Consider the following 17804-nt stretch of genomic DNA (forward strand, 5'->3'; position numbering starts at 1 on the left):
CGACCTGACAGCGCGGCCAGTTCGCGCTAGTCTCTTGCGGGCGATGTCGCGTTCCGCACGCGCGCGACGCGCAAAATCCTGCGGAGGCGACCATGGGCAAACCGGCCGAGCGGATCATCAAGAGCAACGGCATCAACCTCAATATCGTCGAGCAGGGCGAGGGCCCGCTGGTCGTGCTCTGTCACGGCTTTCCGGAAAGCAGCTACTCCTGGCGTCACCAGATCGAGGCGCTGGCCGCCGCCGGCTTCCATGCGGTCGCCCCCGATATGCGCGGCTACGGCAAGAGCGACAAGCCAGAGGCGATCGACCAGTACACGATCCTCCATCTCGTCGGTGATCTCGTCGGGCTATTGGATGGGCTCGAGGCTTCCACCGCCGTCCTGGTCGGCCATGACTGGGGCGCAGGTGTGGTCTGGCAGGCCGCGCGCCTGCGTCCGGATCGTTTTCGCGCGATGGTCAATCTCAGCGTGCCGTACCGGCCGCGCAGCCCGGCGCGCCCGACCAGCCTGATGCCGCAGACCGCCGACGCGCAGTTCTATCAGCTCTATTTCCAGGAGCCCGGCGTCGCCGAGGCTGAGTTCGAGAAGGACCCCCGATTGACCCTGGGGGCGATGCTGTACGGAGGATCCGGCGAAGGCGTCGCCGCGATCCGTGCGATGGGGGCCGCCAGTGGCCGACCGGCCGGCGTCGGCATGGTGCCGCGCAGCGGCGGCTGGCTGCCGCCGAGCGCCCCGCCATTGCCGTCATGGCTCAGCGACGCCGAGCTCGAGGTCTATGCCGGCGAATTCGCCCGCAGCGGCTTTCGCGGTCCGCTCAACTACTACCGCAACATCGATCGCAATTGGGAGCTGACGGCGGCCTTCGACGGCGTCAAGGTCACGGTGCCGGCGCTGTACATCGCGGGCGACCACGACATGGTGGTGGCATTTCCCGGCGCCGCCGAGCAGATTGCCAACATGAAGCAGCTCGTGCCGCAACTGCGCGACGTCCAGATGCTGCCGGGCTGCGGCCACTGGACCCAGCAGGAACGTCCCGCCGAGGTCAGCCGCGCGGTCATCGCGTTTCTGCACAGCCTCGACTGAACGGCAGCAGCCGTCACTTGACAGGACCGCGATATCACCGGCCATCTGGGCCGCGGTTGAGCCTCACGACTGCGCCGGACCCGCAGTCCAGGATGTGACGATGTTTGGCTCACTAAGTCGTCCCGGCGAACCGCGCTGCTTGCGGCAAGGCGCCGTTATTCTCCCTCTCCCCGTTCTTACGGGGGCGCCGGGCACGCGCATCAGACGTTCTTCGCTACCTTCCGTGTGCGCGTCGGTCCGGCGCCGGTCACCGCGGGCTTGAAGCCCCACGCCGCCCGCACCGCCGCGAAGGCCTGTGCGATCGCGGTTTCGTGGCGGCGCGCGACGAGGCAGGCGAAGGAGAGGTCGCAGGTGACCTTCACCTTGTCGGCGACCACGAAATGATGCGGCCGCGACAGCCGCGGCGCCAGCACGTTGTCGCGCGCCAAGCTGAGGCAGATGCCGGACTCGACGAAGTCGACCATCGACTCTTCCTGATCGGTATAGGCGACGCGTTTCGGCAACGCCCCGAGCGGCGCGAAGATGTCGTCGAGCAGCCGCCGATGGCCGGAATGCGTCGGGGTCGCGATCCAGGGCAGGTCGGCGAGCTCGGCCCAGCCCTTGCCCATCACCCGGTCGCTCCAGCCGATCGGCGCGATGACGCGGTAGTCGTAGCAGAGCAGCGGCGCCAGCTGGTAGCGGCCATCGCCGATGCTGCGCTCGGCAAAGCTGTGATGGGCAAGCTGGTCCGCCGGCGTGGCATCGACATAGTAGCCGACATCGAGCTCGCCGCGGCCGATCTGCGCCAGCACGTCGTCGCTGACGCCGTGGCGCAAGAACACCTCGGTGCGTTGCGGCGAGGTGGCGAGGCTGCGCACGAACGGTCCGAGCCTGGTGAATTCGGGATCGAGGATAGTGCCGACGCGCAACGTGCCGCGCTGCGCTTCCTTCAGCTGCTCCGCGGTGGTCCTGAAATCGGACGCCGCCGCCACCGCCTTGTGGGCCAGCGGCAGCAGCGCGGCGCCGGCTTCGGTCAGCGCAAAGCCGTTCGGCGTGCGGTTGAACAGCTGCAGCCCGGTGCTTTCCTCCAGCGCCTTCAGTTGCAGGCTGACCGCCGGCTGGGTCAGCCCCAGCACCGTTGCCGCCCGTGACACCGTGCCTTCGCGGGCGACGGTGATGAAGCAGCGCAAGGCCTGGGTGCGGGGGAGCTCGCTCATTTGCGGCGCTTATAGCACAGTTTCGCCGGTATATCCGACCGGAACCGTGCGTAGAGGTCACGCCGCCGCGCGGCTGCAACCTCGGGCTGTCAGGCCGGCCGCCACGCGATCACGCCAGAGGTGCGGGCGCGAACCTCGGGCGAGGCCAGGCAGGTCGCGACCGCCTCATAGCCGGGCGCGCCGGGAACCGACGTGACGGCAACCGGCGGGCTGTGATTGGCCGGGCAAAGGATGATCGCCTCGTCGCTGCCGACGGCATCGAGGTCCAGGATCGCGCTGGAGCGGGTAAGGAAGAACAGCGGCCGTGCCGGCGGCGCGCGGCGGCGCAGATGCGCGATCAGGGCTTCCTGGGTCGCCGCATCGAGCCCCTGTTCCAGCATGTCGATCACGGCGACCGCAGGGCTGTCGGCCTCGAGCGCCGCGAGCAGCGCGGTCAATGCGGGCGACGCCGCGCCGCCGTCGGTGGTGAGCGCGGCAAGGCCGGCGTCGACCCTTGCCTTCAGCGCCGGATCGGCATCGAGGCGCGTGCGCAGCTCCGCCCCGTCGTCCGCCGCGCGCTCCAGCCCGATGAAGACGGCGTCCGGCAGCGCGTCGGCGAGCCGCTGCGCGAACCGTGTCTTGCCACTGCCGAGCGGGCCGACGATGTAGGTCAGCGCCCTGATCTCGCGCAGCTCGAAGCGCTCGCCGCCCCAGGGCCAGGGCAGATCGAACGCGACGCCGAGTTGCGGCCGCACCGCGCCGATGACATCGCGCGCCGCCGGCACCTTTCCGCTCCCGAGCTCGGCGCGCAGCCGCCGCAGTTTTGAAATGCTGTCGCCGGACTGGCGGATACGCGCCGCGAGCGCGGCCTCATGCGCCGCCAGCACGCGCGCGAGCACGGCGGCGTCGCCGTCGAGGATCCGCGCTACCTCATTGAGGCTGAGGCCGAGCTTGCGCAGCGCGACGATCTCGGCACAGCGCGCAATTTCGGGTGGACCATAGGCGCGCCACCCCGCCGGCGTGCGCCGCGGCGCGATCAGGCCGCGCTCCTCATAGAGCCGCAGCGCCTTCGCCGAGATGCCGAGCTGTCGCGCAGCTTCGGACGGAGACAGGAAACGGACTGCAGTCTTCATTCGAATCACCTCGCCTCGTGACCGCATCCCTTATGCAGGCGGCCGCAGGGGCAAGGTCAAGCGGGGGAGGGGGAGGCTGAGAGTGTGCTCACCTCACTTTCCCCTCGTCATTCTGGGCTCTCGCTTCGCGAGCCCCGGAATGACGAATGCCGAGAGGCTGCCCTAATCCAGCCCGCTCTTGCCCGGCGCCCAGTAGGCCTTGGCCCGGATGCGTGACGATGCGACGCCTTTTGCCTTCAGCGCCTGCCGGGCGCGCTGGATCGATGTCGCCTTGCCGGCCAGAATGTACTGCGCGCCATCGGAGGCGAGCGGCCGCAGGTGGGATTCGATGTCGGCGAGGTGGGCATCGCCGGCGGTGCGTTCGATCAGCACGGCCTCGCCCAGTTCGACGATCTGCAGCACCAGGCGCGACTCGGCAAGATCGCTCACCTCAAAGATGAATCTCGTGCGCCGACCACCGAGCGTGTCCTGCAACGCCTTGGCAAGGCCGAAGCAGGTTTCGTCGCCGAACAGCACGCAGGGTTCTGGGATGTCGGACAGGTCGATCGAATGGCGCGGGCCGAGGAAATCGAACGCCTGCTGCGGCCGCAGCGCGCGCATCCATCGGCTGCCCGGCGCATCGCCGTGCAGATAGACCAGGATCCGTGTCGTGCCGTCCTGCACATTCCACGAGATCGGCGTGTAGGTGCGGTTGGTCATGCCGGCGCCGATGCCGAGCTGGATCTGCTGGCCCGGTATCCAGGCGGCGGCTTTCAGCGCATCGCCCTCGAACTCGATCAGGCGGAAGTGCCGCGAGAAGGTGTGGATGAAGGACACGCGTCCCGGGCGCAGAAACCAGCGCTTCAACAGACGCGTCAGTTTGCCGTCCTGCGGTTGCGGGCGCGGCTGATGGTCGGTGGATTCGGTGAGCGACAAGGCAGGGCTCCTCTTCGCGTGGGCGAGGGCGACGGCTTGAGATCTCACCGGTAGGTAAGCCGCGATGGCATTGGCGCCATTGGGAAGTTCTGACAGAATATTGCGATATCCTGCCAGCGCGATTGAACCTCTCTAAACTTGGCCGAGCCCGCCATGCCGATGATCACGGACTTCAACAAGCCGTTCACCGATCCGGACACGCTGGCGGCGCCGGTGGTGACGATCGGCGCGACGGTGGTCACGGGCGAGATCGAGCTCGACTTTCACCGGCACCGCAAGGCGCAGCTCATTCTGCTGATGCGCGGCGTCCTGACCTGCGAGCTCGCAGGCGGGCTGTGGATCGTGCCGCCGCGATGCGCAATCTGGATCCCCGGCGGCGTGACGCACAGCGTCAGGGCGGCCGGCTCGCTGGAGGGATACAATGCCTTCATCGAGCCGGCGGTGGCGCCGAACCTGCCGGCGAACTGCTGCACGATCTCGGTGACGCCGCTGCTGCGCGAGCTGATGATCCGCTCGGCGAGCTTTCCGCTCGTCTATCCCGAGGGCGGCCCGGAAAGCCATCTCGTCACGCTGCTGCTCGACGAGGTCGCCGCCGCAAGCGTCGGCGAGTTGCATCTGCCGATGCCGGCCGATAGCCGCCTGCGCAAGATCGCCGGCATGATGATGGACAATCCGCGTGATCACGGCACGATGGAGATCTGGGCCCGCCGCGCCGGCATGAGCGAGCGGACGCTGGCGCGCATGATCGTGCAGCAAACCGGCATGACCTTCGGTCGCTGGCGCCAGCAGCTCGACATCATGCTCGCGCTGCGCTGGCTCGCCGACGGCGCCACCGTGCAGCAGGTCGCGATCGACCTCGGCTACGAAAACGCCGGCAGTTTTGTCACCATGTTCAGGAAGGCGCTCGGCACCTCGCCCGGCCGCTACATGGCCGAGCGGCAGGGGTTGGTGTCCGCACCTCCGCGGGCGTAGGTCGTGGTGGTGAATGAATGCGAAGCTGCGTCTCCAACCCACGCTGTCATCGCCCGGCTCGACCGGGCGATCCAGTACGCCGCGGCCCATCGGCTCAATTACCGCAGCCTCTGGAATACTGGATCACCCGCCTACGCGGGTGATGACACCGCGTTGTTTGGCAAGCGACGACGTCCAACAAACTCCTCACTCCAGATGGTTCACCTTCTTCACCCAGGCACGCACGTCGGTGAGCACGTCGGGGAGCAGGGCGCGGACCTCCTGCACGGTCATGCCGGGCTTGATGCGGGGGTCGTAGAGCAGGTTGAGCAGGTATTGGTCGTAGACGTCGAAATAGCCCATCGAGACGCTGTCGTTGAACATGGTCCACGGCACCGTCGCGGTGTCGTTGATCGGGCCGAGCGACTGCAGCAGCTCCTCATAGGCGCAGTCGAGGAAGACGAAGTCGCCATTGTCGACGGTGAGGATCACGTCGGAATGCTCGATCTCGTAGTTCTCGTTCTTGCGGAAGCCGGACAGGCACTGCGGGTCGAGCGAGGAGCGGATCTCCTTGGCGCGCTCGCGGCCGTAGAAGGTCGTGATGGTGCGGTAGAGGTCACGGTCGCGCACCAGCTTGACCACGACGTTGGCGGCCTCGCTGTCCTCGGTCATCGCGATGTCGAGATGCTGGACCTTGGCGCGGATATCGGCGACCACCTTGGCGAGTTGGGCCTTGCGGTTGGCGAAGCTGCCGTCGGCGAACACCCGCACCGGGCTGTCGTATTTTCTGATGCGATCGACCCGGCCGGCGAGGTGATATTCGGCGCCGAACGCGGTCTTCAGGAATCCTTCGACGATCTCGGTGTCGGTGAACACCTTCTTCTCGTTGCGCTGGCGTGCGACAACGGCTGGCACCTCGCCGGCGGCCGCCGGCACGATGGCATCAGTGCACAGTGCCGCGAGCGAAGCGGCGACGAGGAGCAGGATCGAAGGGCGGGATTGGCGCATTCTGACGACGCTGCCGCAACGCGTGCGGCAGCGCAAGGCGCGATCAGCGGTCATGCCGCATGGCCGTGCCGGGTTCCTTTGAACTCGACGCGATCAGTTCTTCACCACCACGGTGGTGCCGACCGAGACCCGATTGTAGAGGTCGACGACGTCGTCATTGGTCATGCGGAAGCAGCCCGAGGAGACCGCCTGGCCGATCGTCTCCGGCTCGTTCGAGCCGTGGATACGGTACAGCGTCGAGCCGAGATACATCGCCCGCGCGCCGAGCGGGTTCTCGACGCCGCCGTTCATGTGGCGCGGCAGATCGGGGCGGCGGCGCAGCATCTGCGACGGCGGCGTCCACGACGGCCATTCCTTCTTCGCGCTGATGCGGTGGGTTCCGCTCCAGCGGAAACCGTCGCGGCCGACGCCGATGCCGTAGCGCAGCGCCTCGCCGCCCGGCAGCACCAGATAGAGCCGGCGCTCGGCGGTATTCACCACGATGGTGCCGGGCGCGTAATTGGTCGGATAGTTGACGGTGGTGCGCGGGATCGAACTTGCCCCGCTGCCGTAATAGGTCGAACCGCCACCGAAGAAGTCGCGGAAATCGGTACTCTCGGCCAGAGCCTGGCCGGTGCCTGCCAGCACCGTGAGCGCGGCAAACATCAGGGCAATCGGGCGCATCGTCATCGTCCTCGCGAACAATCAAATATCAGGCCAGAAAGGCCATAATCGACGGCCTCGCGCAAGCGACGAAGCCGTGAGCCGCACTACTTTCCGGCAACACGGTTTAAAAAGGCAACACATCGGAAGCGATGGCTGCATTGCCCGGCCAAACCTTTGACGAAGCGAATGAACAATGGTTGATCTGGACCGGTCAGAAGAACATCTCGAAGCGGGAGCGAGGCCATGAACGGTGCGGAAAGCCTGGTGCGGACATTGGTTGCGGGCGGCGTCGACGTCTGCTTCACCAATCCGGGCACCTCGGAGATGCATTTCGTCGCCGCGCTCGACAAGGTGCCCGGCATGCGCTGCGTGCTCGGCCTGTTCGAGGGCGTGGTGACGGGGGCTGCCGACGGCTATTTCCGCATGAAGGGCACGCCGGCCTCGACACTGCTGCATCTCGGGCCCGGGCTCGCCAACGGCCTTGCCAATCTGCACAACGCCAAGAAGGCGCATTCCGGCATCGTCAACATCGTCGGCCAGCACGCGACCTATCACATCGGCTACAACGCGCCGCTGACCTCGGACATCGAGGGCCTGGCGCGGCCGATGTCGTCCTGGGTGCGCACCTCGCCGGATGCGAAGTCGGTGGCATCCGACGGCGCCGCCGCGATCGCCGCCGCCAAGAGCGCGCCGCCGCAGATCGCAACCCTGATCCTGCCCGCCGATACCGCATGGAACGAGGCCGACAGCGTCGCCGAGGTACCGGCCGACACCCAGCGCCCGAGCTATTCGCCGCAGGCGGTCGAGACCGCCGCGCGGGTCCTGCACGGCGATGCCGCGCAGACGCTGCTGCTCGTCACCGGCAGTGCGTTGACCGCGCAGGGGCTGGCGCTGGCCGAGCGCATCGCCGGCAAGACCGGCTGCACCGTAATGGGCCAGACCTATCATCCGCGCATGGCGCGCGGCCGCGGCCGCTTCTCGATCAATCGGATCCCCTATGTGATCGAACAGGCGCTGCCGATCCTGCAGAAGTTTCGCCACATCGTGCTGGTCGAGGCCAACGATCCCGTGGCGTTCTTCGCCTACCCGAACAAGCCGAGCATGTTGAAGCCCGAGGGCTGCGAGGTGCATCGCATGACGTCGTGGGGCGAGAACTCGGTCGCCGCGCTCGAGGCGCTCGCGACGGCGCTGCATGCCACCGCGGCCGACGTCAAGCCGCAGGCATTGCAGGAACTGGTCAAGCCGACCGGCGCGCTCAATCACACCACGATCGCCCAGGCGATCGCCTGTGCGATCCCCGACAACGCCATCATGGTCGATGAATCCGTCACCACCGGACGCGGCTTCTTCCCGCCGACCGCGGCCGCCAGGCCGCACGACTGGCTGCAGAACATGGGCGGCTCGATCGGCTTCTCGACGCCGGTCGCGACCGGCGCGGCGGTGGCCTGTCCGGACCGCAAGGTGATCTGCATGGTCGGCGACGGCAGCGCGATGTACACCATCCAGTCGCTGTGGACGCAGGCGCGCGAGGGCCTCAACGTCGTCACCATCGTGTTCGCCAACCGCATCTATCAAATCCTGCGCGGCGAGTTCGACGGCGTCGGCGCCGGCGAGCCGGGCAAGCGGGCACAGGACATGCTCAAGATCGACCGGCCGACGCTCGGCTTCGTCGATCTCGCCAGGGGCATGGGCGTGCCGGGCGTTGCGGTCACCACCGCCGACGAGTTCAACAAGGCGCTGGCGGACGCCGTCGCGGAACCGGGGCCGCGGCTGATCGAAGTGCAGATGTAGGGCTTCTCATCCAGCGCACGATCCGAAAGAATGGAGACCGGTTTTCGAACGGATGCGCAATGAAATCGGCCGCGGCGGCGGTCTGGTTTGGTCGGAGGCGTCATGCAGACCGAGCTGAACAAGGTGATCGCCGCGCTCGCCGAGTTTTACGCGCAGGAGCATTTCCTGCTGGAGCGCGATCTCGGCGAGCGGACACTCACTCACCGCCTTGCGGTTTACGTCGAGCGGCAATTTTCCGGCTGGCAGGTCGATTGCAACTACGATCGGCTCGGCGAACGCACGCTGCGGCTGCCGCGCGGCTCGATCGTCTCGACCGACGACCATCTCGGCAAGTCGATTTATCCGGACATTGTCGTGCATCAGCGCGACATTCCCAACAATCTGCTCGCGATCGAGCTGCGCAAGGACAGCAATCACCAGCCGATCGAGCACGATCAGCACAAGCTGCAGGCTTTGACCGATCCAAATGTCTGGTTCGCCTATGCGACCGGCCTGCTGCTGACGCTCGCGCGTGACGGCGTGAGCTCTTCCGAGGTCTATGTCGGTGGCGTGAACGAGCGCGTGGTATCGCTGTGGTTTGCCGAGCAACTGCGTGCGAACTCGCTTGCGGCGAGGCGTGACCACGGCGCGCAGCATTAAGCGTATTGCCGGATCATTACGGTGTTTTGCTGTGATAGCCCGTTTGGATCATGCGCGGCTGGTGCTGTCGCGTCAGAACAGAGTTGCGGCAGGTGGAGCAATTTCTGGGGCTGGCGGTCGTTTTTCAGTACGATCCGATGGCGGTGCGGATTGCCGGTTCTGTAACTTCATTCGCTCCCCCTGCCGCACTTCAATTCGCCGATCCGAGCCGTCGCTCGATCGCAATCCGCACAGTGAAAAGGCCGCCCGTAAGGCGGCCTTTTCTGTGCGTGCGGACGCGCGATTGTTATTGCTTGGTGGCATCCTCGCCGGATTTGGCGCCGGATTTCTTGGCGGTGTTCTTGGCGGTTTTCTTCGCCTTCTTCGGCGCCATCTTGCTCGCCTCGCCCTTGGACATGGTGTCACCGCTCTGCGCCGCTGGCGCGGGGCTGCCGGCCTTGTCTTGCGCTAGTGCGGTGGACGAGACGAAGGCAAGCGCGGTGGCGGCGAGGATCAGAGTTCGCATCGGATAGGTCTCCCGTTTGGTTTCCGGCAGGCGTCAACGAGACGGAATGTCGCAGGGTTCCACTACACGGATCAGCAGTCCGTGAAGTGTGTGTGAACGGCGGCGGCCGGCAGCCGTTGTCGGCATCATCGCTGACGGTGCGGGACGGGGGTCGCCGGGCGTGATCCGGGCTTACTTCCGCAGGATGACCAGCGCTTCGCGATAGAGCTGCGAGAAACAGACCAGCAGCGCGCTCGACAGCAGGAACGTCGAAAGCCGGTCATAGTCGGCCGCGGTGGGCCAGCTGAAATCGAAATAGGGCGGCATGAACATCCACCAGACGATCGGAACCGTGATGATGGTGGCAAACGCCCCGGCGGGCGCGCCGCCGAGCAGACCGGCAATCAAAATCGCCGGCACGAAGCCGGCGAAATAGAGCTGCAAGCCGAAGCTTGCGAAGATCTTCTGCATCGCGGCGGCAAGGGCCACGGCCAGCAGGGCCACCACGAACGTCGACCACGACCACTGCCGCAGGCTCAGAATGTAGTCATTGCTCTTACGCATCAAGATTTCCCCGCCCCCGCGAAGTTCCGGGAAGCTATCCGAGCAGGCCTGTAAAAAAAAGTCCGTAGGAGTCCGTGGGGTGCGCCTGGCCGGGATCGGCCATCGCACCATTGGCCGCACCGGGGAACCCCGCGGTGGTCAAGCCCCTGCCGCATTGTCGCGCTTATTGCGCTGCGGCAGGGTGATCGAGGGACGACACCATGATGATGGGACTTCTGATCATTCTTCTCACCTTCGGCCTCGGCTACGGCGCCGGATTCGTCGTGCGCGGGATCGTCGCCCGGCGCCGGCGCCGGGCTGCGCGCGGTGAGGGTCGTCCGCAGCAGCGCAAGCCCGCGGCGGCCGCCGCCGGCCGGGACGAGGCCATCAATCTCGAGGGCCTGCTCGTTGCCGCCAATGACGATGTCTCCGGCCGCCGCCGGCAACGGCCGAGCGCCGCGCAGCCGGCCGATCGCCACCCGCGGACCGACGAGTTCGACGGCGCCGTCCGCGACCTGCTCGGCGAGCTCCACCGCCGCCCGGAGCAGCCGTCATCGCCCCGGCCGCGCGCCGTGCCGGTGAGCAACGCGCGAGGCCGGTCGGAAAGGTGATTTGAGCGGGATCTCGACGTTCAAGAGAACGGCGTGATCGGTCGATCCTGCAGCACCCCGTCGACGTACAGGTCGACATGCTCATTGTAGAAGCAGAGCAGATTTTCGATCTTCGGACACTCGGGAATTGGCGCCGGATAACTCCACACGATGTCCTTGACGAGCTTGTCGCCGACCCGGGCGGACCAGTAGCGCGCGGCACCCTTGTACGGGCATCGCGTCACCGAGTCCGTCGATTCGAGCAGATCCATTCGCACGTCGAGCTTCGGGATGTAATAGCGGGTCGGCAGCCCGGTCTCGAACAGCAGGATGGGTCGGCGCGTTTCACCCAGCGTCATGCCGTCAATCTCCACGCGGACGTGCCGCGAACTGTGGACGGTGTCGACCCGTGTGTACGGATCTCGGGGATGCACGAAGACCTGCTCATCCTCCTCGAACCACGCGTCCATCTCATTCCAGAAAAAGGTAAGGTGGCCCTCGAGTGCGGCTCGATCATCGGTCGGCTTGACGTAAGCGCGGGCCGCGTTGGGGGCGATGCGATCCCCCACGACCAGGCGCCAGCGAATGGTGTCCGCCCCTTGCTGTGACTGCTCCAGGTGCTCCATCCGGACATCCGCAATCGGAAACCAGTAGGCCGGCGGCCGCTTCGTTTCATAGACGAGGAGAACGTCCTCGCTGTCGGCGATCAGCTTGCCGCCAAAATACGTCCGCACCCGGCGAGGGCTGCGTTCGATGTGTACGCCCTCCTTGAGCCGGGCCCGCGCCTCGGCGGATGGAACGACCGGTCGTGCGAGCGCCTCAGTCATCTCGAAGCTCCTTCTTTTGGACCCGTAGATCAGGCGTCGGCGTACGGCGCGCTATGCGTATGCGCGCACGGATCACGCCGTAGTCGGCGCGGCGAGCTCAAGATCCGACCGAGCCCTGACGGCAGCCGAAGGGAATGGTCTCGCACGGGTGATCTTTGAGCGTGTCGCAGAGCTGCATCCAGCTCACGACAGATCCTACCAGATGATGATCGCAGCCGCTTTGGGTCGTTTGCCGCGATTGCTTCAGTCGTGCTGCACTTCTCGCGCCCGGTGCGATCGGGAGCCGAATGACATCAGGGCCGCGGCTGGTGATCAGCCGCGTTTTATTCAGTCCGTAAGTGATTGAATGAGCTGAGGAGGCGGCACAACGACTTCTCGCCGAGCACGCGAAATATTTCACCGTTGAAACGAGCGTGGAAGCTCGGATTGTCTGCGAGCTGGAGTGGGAGGATGATGAACCGCCTAACGTCAAGCGCTGAAGGAAGGCGTATTTGAATGGAAGAGGCCGCCCACTGAGCGGCCTTACTGTTTAGGGGCGCGTGTTTCAAAAATAAATGCGGCCTTGAAAATGGGGCCGGCCCCCGTTCGCACTTCGATTATCACGTCGGTCCGCTCATCCATCGGAGCCGCGTCTTTGGCTATCTCTGCCAAGGTGCGTGCGGCTTCAACCTCCGCCGCCTTCTGATCTGGGAACTCCATGCCCTCTTCGTCGGGGTAGAGCCCGGTCACGTCCCTGATGTCGAAGAAGTAGCGCGCCACTAACGCCTCCATCGGCCGTCACGGCGGGCAACAGCAGAGGCGCGGAGTTCGTTCCTAGGCTCAGCCGGAGAGCCAGCTTCCGAAGCGCGCGGCGAGGAATTCTGTTCACCCACGGAGAACGCCGGATTTAGGCCTCCGGCCTCCACGCCGGGGGGCTTCTTATTGGGCAGACAGCACAACGCCGTCCGATCGGAATACACGCGGACGGCGTTGGCCCTAGCCCCAGGAAGGAGTGCAAAATCCTGACAAGAGTAAGTCTGCACACCGTATGCCAAGGTTCATGTACCAAATCGGCTATCGCGCAGGAGTAATCCGGGTGAGCAGCCTGGATTGACGCATTCTCCCGGTACGATGAAGTCGGCGCTCCCCCGCCGGAGCGCCTTGTGGGGACGGCTCTGGCGCGTTGCCAGCCAGCCCCGGTGGAGCGCCGGGGCCGTTCTTTGAATTAGGGCATCATTTCTGACGCGCATAAGTAATGCAAACTAGCGATCCGAGCGCTAAGGTGGCCGTCATGACCGAGATCGATCACGCCGATGACGTTGAGTACAGCTACATCGTGCTGGTTGCGGCAACCTTCATTGTGCTCGTTCTTGGTTGCGTTGCCTTTCTGGGCGATTGATCGTCTTTTCTCTGCATGACGGACGTCCTTGGCCTCAGCGTGTGCCCTCGCTGGGGCCGTTTCTTTTCTGCGGGATGTCCAAATGAACGAGGCCACCAACTGAGGCGGCCTTACACGGGTCTGATTTTCCTTTTCAGCAGCTTACGATTGATCAGTATCTCCGCGCGGCGCTTCGCAAGTTCTGCAAGGCGTGTGCGCACCGTGTGGCTGGTCGTTTCTCCATCGATCTCAATGATGATCTCGAATTGATCGTCGTATACGCGTTTCACGGCGAACGTGACGCCTCTATGGTTGAAGGTGCTCGGCATGCGCCAGAGATAGCAATCGTTGCGCGAAGCTTGCACCGGAATGCTACGGGAAATTGTCCCATTGCAGGAATGGAGCTATGCGAGGCCGCCAGTCTGAGGCGGCCTCGTGCAATCGTTCGTTCGCAAAGTGACGCGGGATTATGATTATCCTGTGTATATAGACTCCGGCGAGTTCCCGGCGCATGCTTTTGCCGCTTGGGTGGACTGCCGTGAAAGAGTACCGCATCTACATTCTTGACGATGACGGGCACATAGACGCGCCGTCAATCAACGTCAGATGCCTCACTGACGACGAGGCTTTGTCGGCTGCGCGCAAGTATCTCCATGAACACGTCGTCGAGGTCTGGTGCGGTAGCAGGCGCGTCGGTCGGTTAGAGCCGAGGAAGTAGTTCAAATTCAAACTGAGGCATACCAGCGCGTGCTGTGAGGCCGGGTCAGCCGTGGAACAAAAAGCCTGTCTGCTGTTGTGGACAGAATCTTTGGAACGGTCTGCCTTTTTCAGCGTCATGAATCCCGTCACCGAAAGGAGTACGGGGAACACGACGTGAGGTCTGCTGAATATCATCTACGCCAAGCAGAGTTGGCCTCCCGGCTAGCTCTAACTGAATCCGACCCAGCCAAAGCCACCGCCCTGCGGGTTCTCGCTTTAGAGCACTACGACAAGGCCGCCAAGGCGGGGTCCCCGCCGGGGCAAGCATCGCGAATACCGGTCCTAAGAGATCAGATGACCTGAATATGGTTGACCTTGATCAAGACGAGGCGGTCGCGTCGGGTGAGCGTATCGACATGACCGAACGCTACGACTGGATTTCCATTGCTTGCTTGATTTCGATCGCGCTCGCGATGGTGGCGACTGCGGCCTTGTTCCTGTAAGAGCTTGGCCGGCCGTGCCGTGGCACAAATCGCACTAGCGGTCGCCCAGCATGAGGAATAGGGTCCCAACCCCAAACGCAGGGGTTGTGTCATGAGAGGTGACCTACCTTTTAGCGCGCTCATCGTGGCGCTCGGGCTGAGCCCCATCGCAATCATGGCTATCGCCCTATTGATGTAGGAAACGGAGGCCGCCTCAGTTGGCGGCCTCTAGGCGCTTCTTGTAGGGGCCCCTTAAGTGACTTGTGCGGCTTAATGAAATTGTACCAAACGAAATACAGCGCCAGCGCGTGGCGCGCTCAGCGAACGGGAAGCGAACATATTCCACGGATTTTCCGCGGGCGTTGCTACTTGGTTCTGCCCATTTCAGCCGATAATTGCCGAATGGACTAACCTCGATTGGCTCCAACAACGCAATGATTTCAGCAGGTTAGATGGTGGACGCACAAGGGATCGAACCTTGGACCTCTCCCGTGTGAACCACAATCCGTAGATCCAAGCCGACCACGCGCAGCCATAGTGTTGTCGAAATAATTCATTTTGCTACAGCGGCTTATGGTCTCTTTAGCCTCAAGGCCCCTAAGTGGCCATACTGCATTTTGTGTGCCCCCGTTGTGCCCGCTGCAGACTTTCCCTTGGGGCACACAAATCGGGGAGGGTCTGCGCCTCCTCTGTTCTCGAAGGGGCCGTCCTTCCACGCTGGTGTGCCCCGAGGCGGGAAAAGCGATGGAAAGCCAATGCTACTTTCCCGTCGCTTGGATGATCCGGGCGACTGCGGGGCACACTGCGACAAGGAGCGGAGGGACCATGCCGGAGTCGAGCAACCAACTGACACTCACCGACGCGGTGATCCGCAGCGCCACGTTGCCGCCCGGCAAGGCGCAGCATTATCTCCACGACGATAAGCTGCCCGGCCTCGCCCTACGCATGCGCGACACCGGAGGCCGGACCTGGGTCTACCTCTTCACCAAGCCGGGGGTGAGGGGAACCCAACGCAAGACCCTCGGCCCCTGGCCCAAGTATAATGAGAAGGCCGCGCGCAAGGCCGCCACCATCGCCGCAGGCGAGGTCGTCAAGGGCATGGACCCCAACGATGCGAAACGCGAGGCGAGACGACAACAGGCCGCCGAACAGCAGCGGACCGCACTGGCGGATCTCATCGTCGAAGATGGTCCCTACCAGGCGTCCTTGACCGGACGTCAGGTCGTCAATTGGAAGCCGGCAATGTCGGCGTTGCGGCGCGGGCTCAAGGAGCACGCCGAAAGCGGCGTGGGGGACCTGACGCGACGGCAAATCATGGCGGCGGTCGACCGGGTCGCCAAAACCGGCAAGCGTGGTGCGGCCAGGGATCTACGCAAGCACACCCACACGTTCCTCGAATGGTGCGTTGGCGAAGGCTATGTCGACCACAATGTGCTGGCTGGCTATCGCGAGCCCAAGGAAACCCGGGCGCAAAGGGTCGGACGCCGAACGAAGGGCCGTGCACTCACCGATGAAGAAATCATCAAGGTCTGGCACGCTTCCGGCAAGCTCGGCACCTTTGGGCTCCTGACGAGGATGTGCCTACTCGGCGGCCCGCGCCGGAGTGAGCCCACCATGATCGAGTGGCAAAAGCACATCATGGATGACCGCATCACCTTCGATGCGGCCTGGACCAAGATGGGCCTTCACCACGATGTGCCGCGCACCCCCCTCGTTGATGAGGTGCTCGCGGCCGCGAAACATTTCCAGCGCGCCACGTCTGATTTCGTCTTCCCCTCACCAAAGACCGGCGGCCAGATGTCCGGCTTCACCAAGATGGTCAACCGCCTGGTCAAGGAAGCGAGCGTCGCCAAGTTCACTATGCATGACTTAAGGCGCAGCTTGCGTACCATCATGTCACGCTGTGGCTACGACAACGAAATCCAGCGGCTGTGCGTCGGCCAAAAGCCAAGCGGAATCGATCAGGTCTACAATCACGACGAGCAGTGGATCATTCGCAAGATGGCGTTCGAGGCGGCTCACGACTACATTGCGGAGTTGGTCGGCGCGAAACGGGTCGGCAAAATCGTGCGCCTGCAGCGGACGAATCCGCTTGACCCGATCAAGGCCGAGCTGCTCGGCCGTCTCCGCGAACATTATGCAGCTGGAGCGGACTGAGGACTTGGCCAAATAGTCGCTGCGTCGGCCGCAGCAATCGAGCCTCTCCGAGGACCTGCTCGGAACGCGTCAGCGAACGCGGCGGCCTGACCATCGATAACGTCGCGACACGCGCCGAGGTCCGCGCGTGGCTCGTTCGGATAGAGATCTTATTCAACGAAAAATTGTAGGGATGGCATGCCGCTCTCATGCGATACTGGTGTCGCCGCTGCGAGATTCGTCGTCGCAGTGGGGCGCGGGCTGTCTTTTCTACCGACCTTCCGCTAGTTGTGTCGCTCGATGTTGTAGGCCAGATATTCGCGCACTGCATCTACCCGATAGAGCGGGCGACCATCGACGTAGCGCCATTTCAGCGGGTGGTTCGGATCGCGCCGCCACTGCTCCAGCGCTCCGGGGGTGCGTCGTACGACTGCGGCCGTCTCCAATGCCGTCAAGTTGGAGCTACCTGGCAGCGAATCTATATCAAACGTCGCAGGCGGCGGCATGCCACGGCTCTTGCGGGGGCGCTTCGTGGGACCGGCCACGTCTCGAGTGCTAGTTGACCCTGGTGCTTCGATCCGAAGCTTTCCACAGTTGCTGCTCATGCCTCCACCTGTTGCATCCGTCGCGTCTCGTCAGTGTCGCTTAAGGCGCTGATCTGCAGCTGCAGACGTGATGTGAAGTGTTCGACGTTGCTTCTTCGATCGGACTTCATCAAATCCATGCAACCATAGTCCGAATGACGAGTTGGACGAGTGTGCACTTGGATGCGACGGGTTTTAGGTGAGTTGCCCGCCATGTATCGGCGATACAATCATGAGGTTTGAATAAGAGCCAGCCTGCGTAGCTGCAAGCAGCGGCCTCGAGATCAAGTTACCGCCTTGCCGGTACAGCGCCGCGCTAGGCTGATCATGCTCGATCAGGCGGCTCACTTTGTCTTGAGGTGTGATGGTGCGCGTGCGGCAATGACCGCACTGGGCTCTTGTGAACCGAACCACGTAGCGTCTCGGCCATCCCGGCTGCGATCCCTCGCGCAAAGAGACGAGAATAGAGAGAAGATAATAATGTGTCACTCGCCGGAGGCACTCGCCCGCGGGCCCCGCCGTCATTGCATGCCGCGTCGCTATCGCTGTCCCGCGCTCGGGTGCCTTGTTAACCGGTCTCGCGACTGCAGTCGCCTCGGTGCCCGCGGGGCATTGCATGCCCGCGTCGCTATCACTGCCCTGTCGGCGGCTGCCCTTTTTTGATTTCGTCACTCGTCGCTTGATTTCACGTCTTCCAGGTCGCCAGCGTTCTCATCGTCGAAGGCTCAGGGGCGCTGCCCCTCGCGCGCGCCAGGGTAGCGCG

17 protein-coding genes are annotated in these 17804 nt (G+C 64.2%); 7 read left to right on the plus strand and 10 right to left on the minus strand.

All coding sequences use genetic code 11. The features are described from left to right. Positions 1-92: 92 nt before the first annotated feature. The gene (locus tag CI41S_RS38015) at positions 93-1082 is read left to right on the plus strand and encodes an alpha/beta fold hydrolase (RefSeq protein ID WP_139864151.1); all 990 of its coding nucleotides are present in this window, start codon (positions 93-95) and stop codon (positions 1080-1082) included. Between the two features lie 200 nt (positions 1083-1282). Here CI41S_RS38015 and CI41S_RS38020 read toward each other — a convergent pair whose 3' ends face one another. The 3 genes from CI41S_RS38020 to CI41S_RS38030 all read right to left on the minus strand — a co-directional run bounded on the left by CI41S_RS38020 (position 1283) and on the right by CI41S_RS38030 (position 4305). After that, positions 1283-2278: a LysR family transcriptional regulator gene (locus CI41S_RS38020; protein ID WP_139864152.1), complete on the minus strand. Its 996-nt coding sequence runs from the start codon at positions 2276-2278 to the stop codon at positions 1283-1285. Positions 2279-2367: 89 nt separating this feature from the next. Then, a complete protein-coding gene (locus CI41S_RS38025; RefSeq protein ID WP_139864153.1) occupies positions 2368-3390 on the minus strand; it encodes a MerR family transcriptional regulator in 1023 nt (340 codons plus the stop codon). 162 nt (positions 3391-3552) lie between these two features. Further along, positions 3553-4305: a siderophore-interacting protein gene (locus tag CI41S_RS38030; RefSeq protein WP_244626819.1), complete on the minus strand. Its 753-nt coding sequence runs from the start codon at positions 4303-4305 to the stop codon at positions 3553-3555. 153 nt (positions 4306-4458) lie between these two features. Here CI41S_RS38030 and CI41S_RS38035 point away from each other — a divergent pair, with 153 nt between their 5' ends. After that, entirely contained in the window at positions 4459-5277 is an 819-nt protein-coding gene (locus CI41S_RS38035; protein WP_139864154.1) for an AraC family transcriptional regulator, read from the plus strand. A 186-nt stretch (positions 5278-5463) separates the two neighbouring features. On the opposite strand, the gene CI41S_RS38045 is transcribed toward CI41S_RS38035, so the two are convergent. After that, positions 5464-6264, minus strand: a complete 801-nt coding sequence (locus tag CI41S_RS38045) for a DUF2927 domain-containing protein (RefSeq protein ID WP_139864156.1) — start codon at positions 6262-6264, stop codon at positions 5464-5466. A 93-nt stretch (positions 6265-6357) separates the two neighbouring features. Continuing rightward, positions 6358-6927: a L,D-transpeptidase gene (locus tag CI41S_RS38050; protein ID WP_371814834.1), complete on the minus strand. Its 570-nt coding sequence runs from the start codon at positions 6925-6927 to the stop codon at positions 6358-6360. A 225-nt stretch (positions 6928-7152) separates the two neighbouring features. Between CI41S_RS38050 and CI41S_RS38055 the strand changes: the two genes are divergently transcribed. Both CI41S_RS38055 and CI41S_RS38060 read left to right on the plus strand, forming a co-directional pair. Continuing rightward, a complete protein-coding gene (locus CI41S_RS38055; protein WP_139864157.1) occupies positions 7153-8700 on the plus strand; it encodes an acetolactate synthase large subunit in 1548 nt (515 codons plus the stop codon). A gap of 102 nt (positions 8701-8802) precedes the next feature. After that, positions 8803-9339, plus strand: coding sequence for a hypothetical protein (locus CI41S_RS38060; RefSeq protein WP_139485812.1), 537 nt, complete (start codon positions 8803-8805; stop codon positions 9337-9339). A gap of 286 nt (positions 9340-9625) precedes the next feature. On the opposite strand, the gene CI41S_RS38065 is transcribed toward CI41S_RS38060, so the two are convergent. Both CI41S_RS38065 and CI41S_RS38070 read right to left on the minus strand, forming a co-directional pair. After that, positions 9626-9844: a hypothetical protein gene (locus CI41S_RS38065; RefSeq protein WP_139485813.1), complete on the minus strand. Its 219-nt coding sequence runs from the start codon at positions 9842-9844 to the stop codon at positions 9626-9628. Positions 9845-10015: 171 nt separating this feature from the next. Next, on the minus strand, positions 10016-10387 hold the full coding sequence (locus CI41S_RS38070; RefSeq protein ID WP_139864158.1) for a DUF4118 domain-containing protein: 372 nt from the start codon (positions 10385-10387) through the stop codon (positions 10016-10018). Between the two features lie 200 nt (positions 10388-10587). Between CI41S_RS38070 and CI41S_RS38075 the strand changes: the two genes are divergently transcribed. Continuing rightward, positions 10588-10977, plus strand: coding sequence for a hypothetical protein (locus tag CI41S_RS38075; RefSeq protein ID WP_139485815.1), 390 nt, complete (start codon positions 10588-10590; stop codon positions 10975-10977). Positions 10978-10997: 20 nt separating this feature from the next. Here CI41S_RS38075 and CI41S_RS38080 read toward each other — a convergent pair whose 3' ends face one another. Next, the gene (locus CI41S_RS38080) at positions 10998-11783 is read right to left on the minus strand and encodes a DUF427 domain-containing protein (RefSeq protein WP_139864159.1); all 786 of its coding nucleotides are present in this window, start codon (positions 11781-11783) and stop codon (positions 10998-11000) included. Between the two features lie 522 nt (positions 11784-12305). Further along, a complete protein-coding gene (locus tag CI41S_RS38085; RefSeq protein ID WP_139864160.1) occupies positions 12306-12542 on the minus strand; it encodes a DUF6894 family protein in 237 nt (78 codons plus the stop codon). Between the two features lie 1662 nt (positions 12543-14204). On the opposite strand from CI41S_RS38085, the gene CI41S_RS43910 reads away from it, so the two are divergent. Further along, positions 14205-14342 carry a hypothetical protein gene (locus CI41S_RS43910; RefSeq protein ID WP_172627081.1) on the plus strand — a complete coding sequence of 46 codons (138 nt, stop codon included), beginning with the start codon at positions 14205-14207 and terminating at the stop codon, positions 14340-14342. 804 nt (positions 14343-15146) lie between these two features. Continuing rightward, entirely contained in the window at positions 15147-16478 is a 1332-nt protein-coding gene (locus CI41S_RS38090) for a tyrosine-type recombinase/integrase (RefSeq protein ID WP_139864161.1), read from the plus strand. A gap of 263 nt (positions 16479-16741) precedes the next feature. On the opposite strand, the gene CI41S_RS38095 is transcribed toward CI41S_RS38090, so the two are convergent. Then, positions 16742-16963, minus strand: coding sequence for a hypothetical protein (locus CI41S_RS38095; protein ID WP_244626820.1), 222 nt, complete (start codon positions 16961-16963; stop codon positions 16742-16744). Positions 16964-17804: the final 841 nt, after the last annotated feature.

This window comes from Bradyrhizobium ivorense, from assembly GCF_900696085.1.
In the GTDB taxonomy this organism is placed as follows: domain Bacteria; phylum Pseudomonadota; class Alphaproteobacteria; order Rhizobiales; family Xanthobacteraceae; genus Bradyrhizobium; species Bradyrhizobium ivorense.

Excerpts from the sequence above, each read along its gene's own strand:
- CI41S_RS38035 (WP_139864154.1), top strand. The coding sequence starts at position 4,459 with ATGCCGATGATCACGGACTTCAACAAGCCGTTCACCGATCCGGACACG.
- CI41S_RS38090 (WP_139864161.1), top strand. The coding sequence starts at position 15,147 with ATGCCGGAGTCGAGCAACCAACTGACACTCACCGACGCGGTGATCCGC.
- CI41S_RS38020 (WP_139864152.1), bottom strand. The coding sequence starts at position 2,278 with ATGAGCGAGCTCCCCCGCACCCAGGCCTTGCGCTGCTTCATCACCGTC.
- CI41S_RS43910 (WP_172627081.1), top strand. The coding sequence starts at position 14,205 with ATGGTTGACCTTGATCAAGACGAGGCGGTCGCGTCGGGTGAGCGTATC.
- CI41S_RS38065 (WP_139485813.1), bottom strand. The coding sequence starts at position 9,844 with ATGCGAACTCTGATCCTCGCCGCCACCGCGCTTGCCTTCGTCTCGTCC.
- CI41S_RS38060 (WP_139485812.1), top strand. The coding sequence starts at position 8,803 with ATGCAGACCGAGCTGAACAAGGTGATCGCCGCGCTCGCCGAGTTTTAC.
- CI41S_RS38075 (WP_139485815.1), top strand. The coding sequence starts at position 10,588 with ATGATGATGGGACTTCTGATCATTCTTCTCACCTTCGGCCTCGGCTAC.
- CI41S_RS38070 (WP_139864158.1), bottom strand. The coding sequence starts at position 10,387 with ATGCGTAAGAGCAATGACTACATTCTGAGCCTGCGGCAGTGGTCGTGG.
- CI41S_RS38045 (WP_139864156.1), bottom strand. The coding sequence starts at position 6,264 with ATGCGCCAATCCCGCCCTTCGATCCTGCTCCTCGTCGCCGCTTCGCTC.
- CI41S_RS38025 (WP_139864153.1), bottom strand. The coding sequence starts at position 3,390 with ATGAAGACTGCAGTCCGTTTCCTGTCTCCGTCCGAAGCTGCGCGACAG.
- CI41S_RS38095 (WP_244626820.1), bottom strand. The coding sequence starts at position 16,963 with ATGCCGCCGCCTGCGACGTTTGATATAGATTCGCTGCCAGGTAGCTCC.
- CI41S_RS38080 (WP_139864159.1), bottom strand. The coding sequence starts at position 11,783 with ATGACTGAGGCGCTCGCACGACCGGTCGTTCCATCCGCCGAGGCGCGG.
- CI41S_RS38015 (WP_139864151.1), top strand. The coding sequence starts at position 93 with ATGGGCAAACCGGCCGAGCGGATCATCAAGAGCAACGGCATCAACCTC.
- CI41S_RS38050 (WP_371814834.1), bottom strand. The coding sequence starts at position 6,927 with ATGCGCCCGATTGCCCTGATGTTTGCCGCGCTCACGGTGCTGGCAGGC.
- CI41S_RS38055 (WP_139864157.1), top strand. The coding sequence starts at position 7,153 with ATGAACGGTGCGGAAAGCCTGGTGCGGACATTGGTTGCGGGCGGCGTC.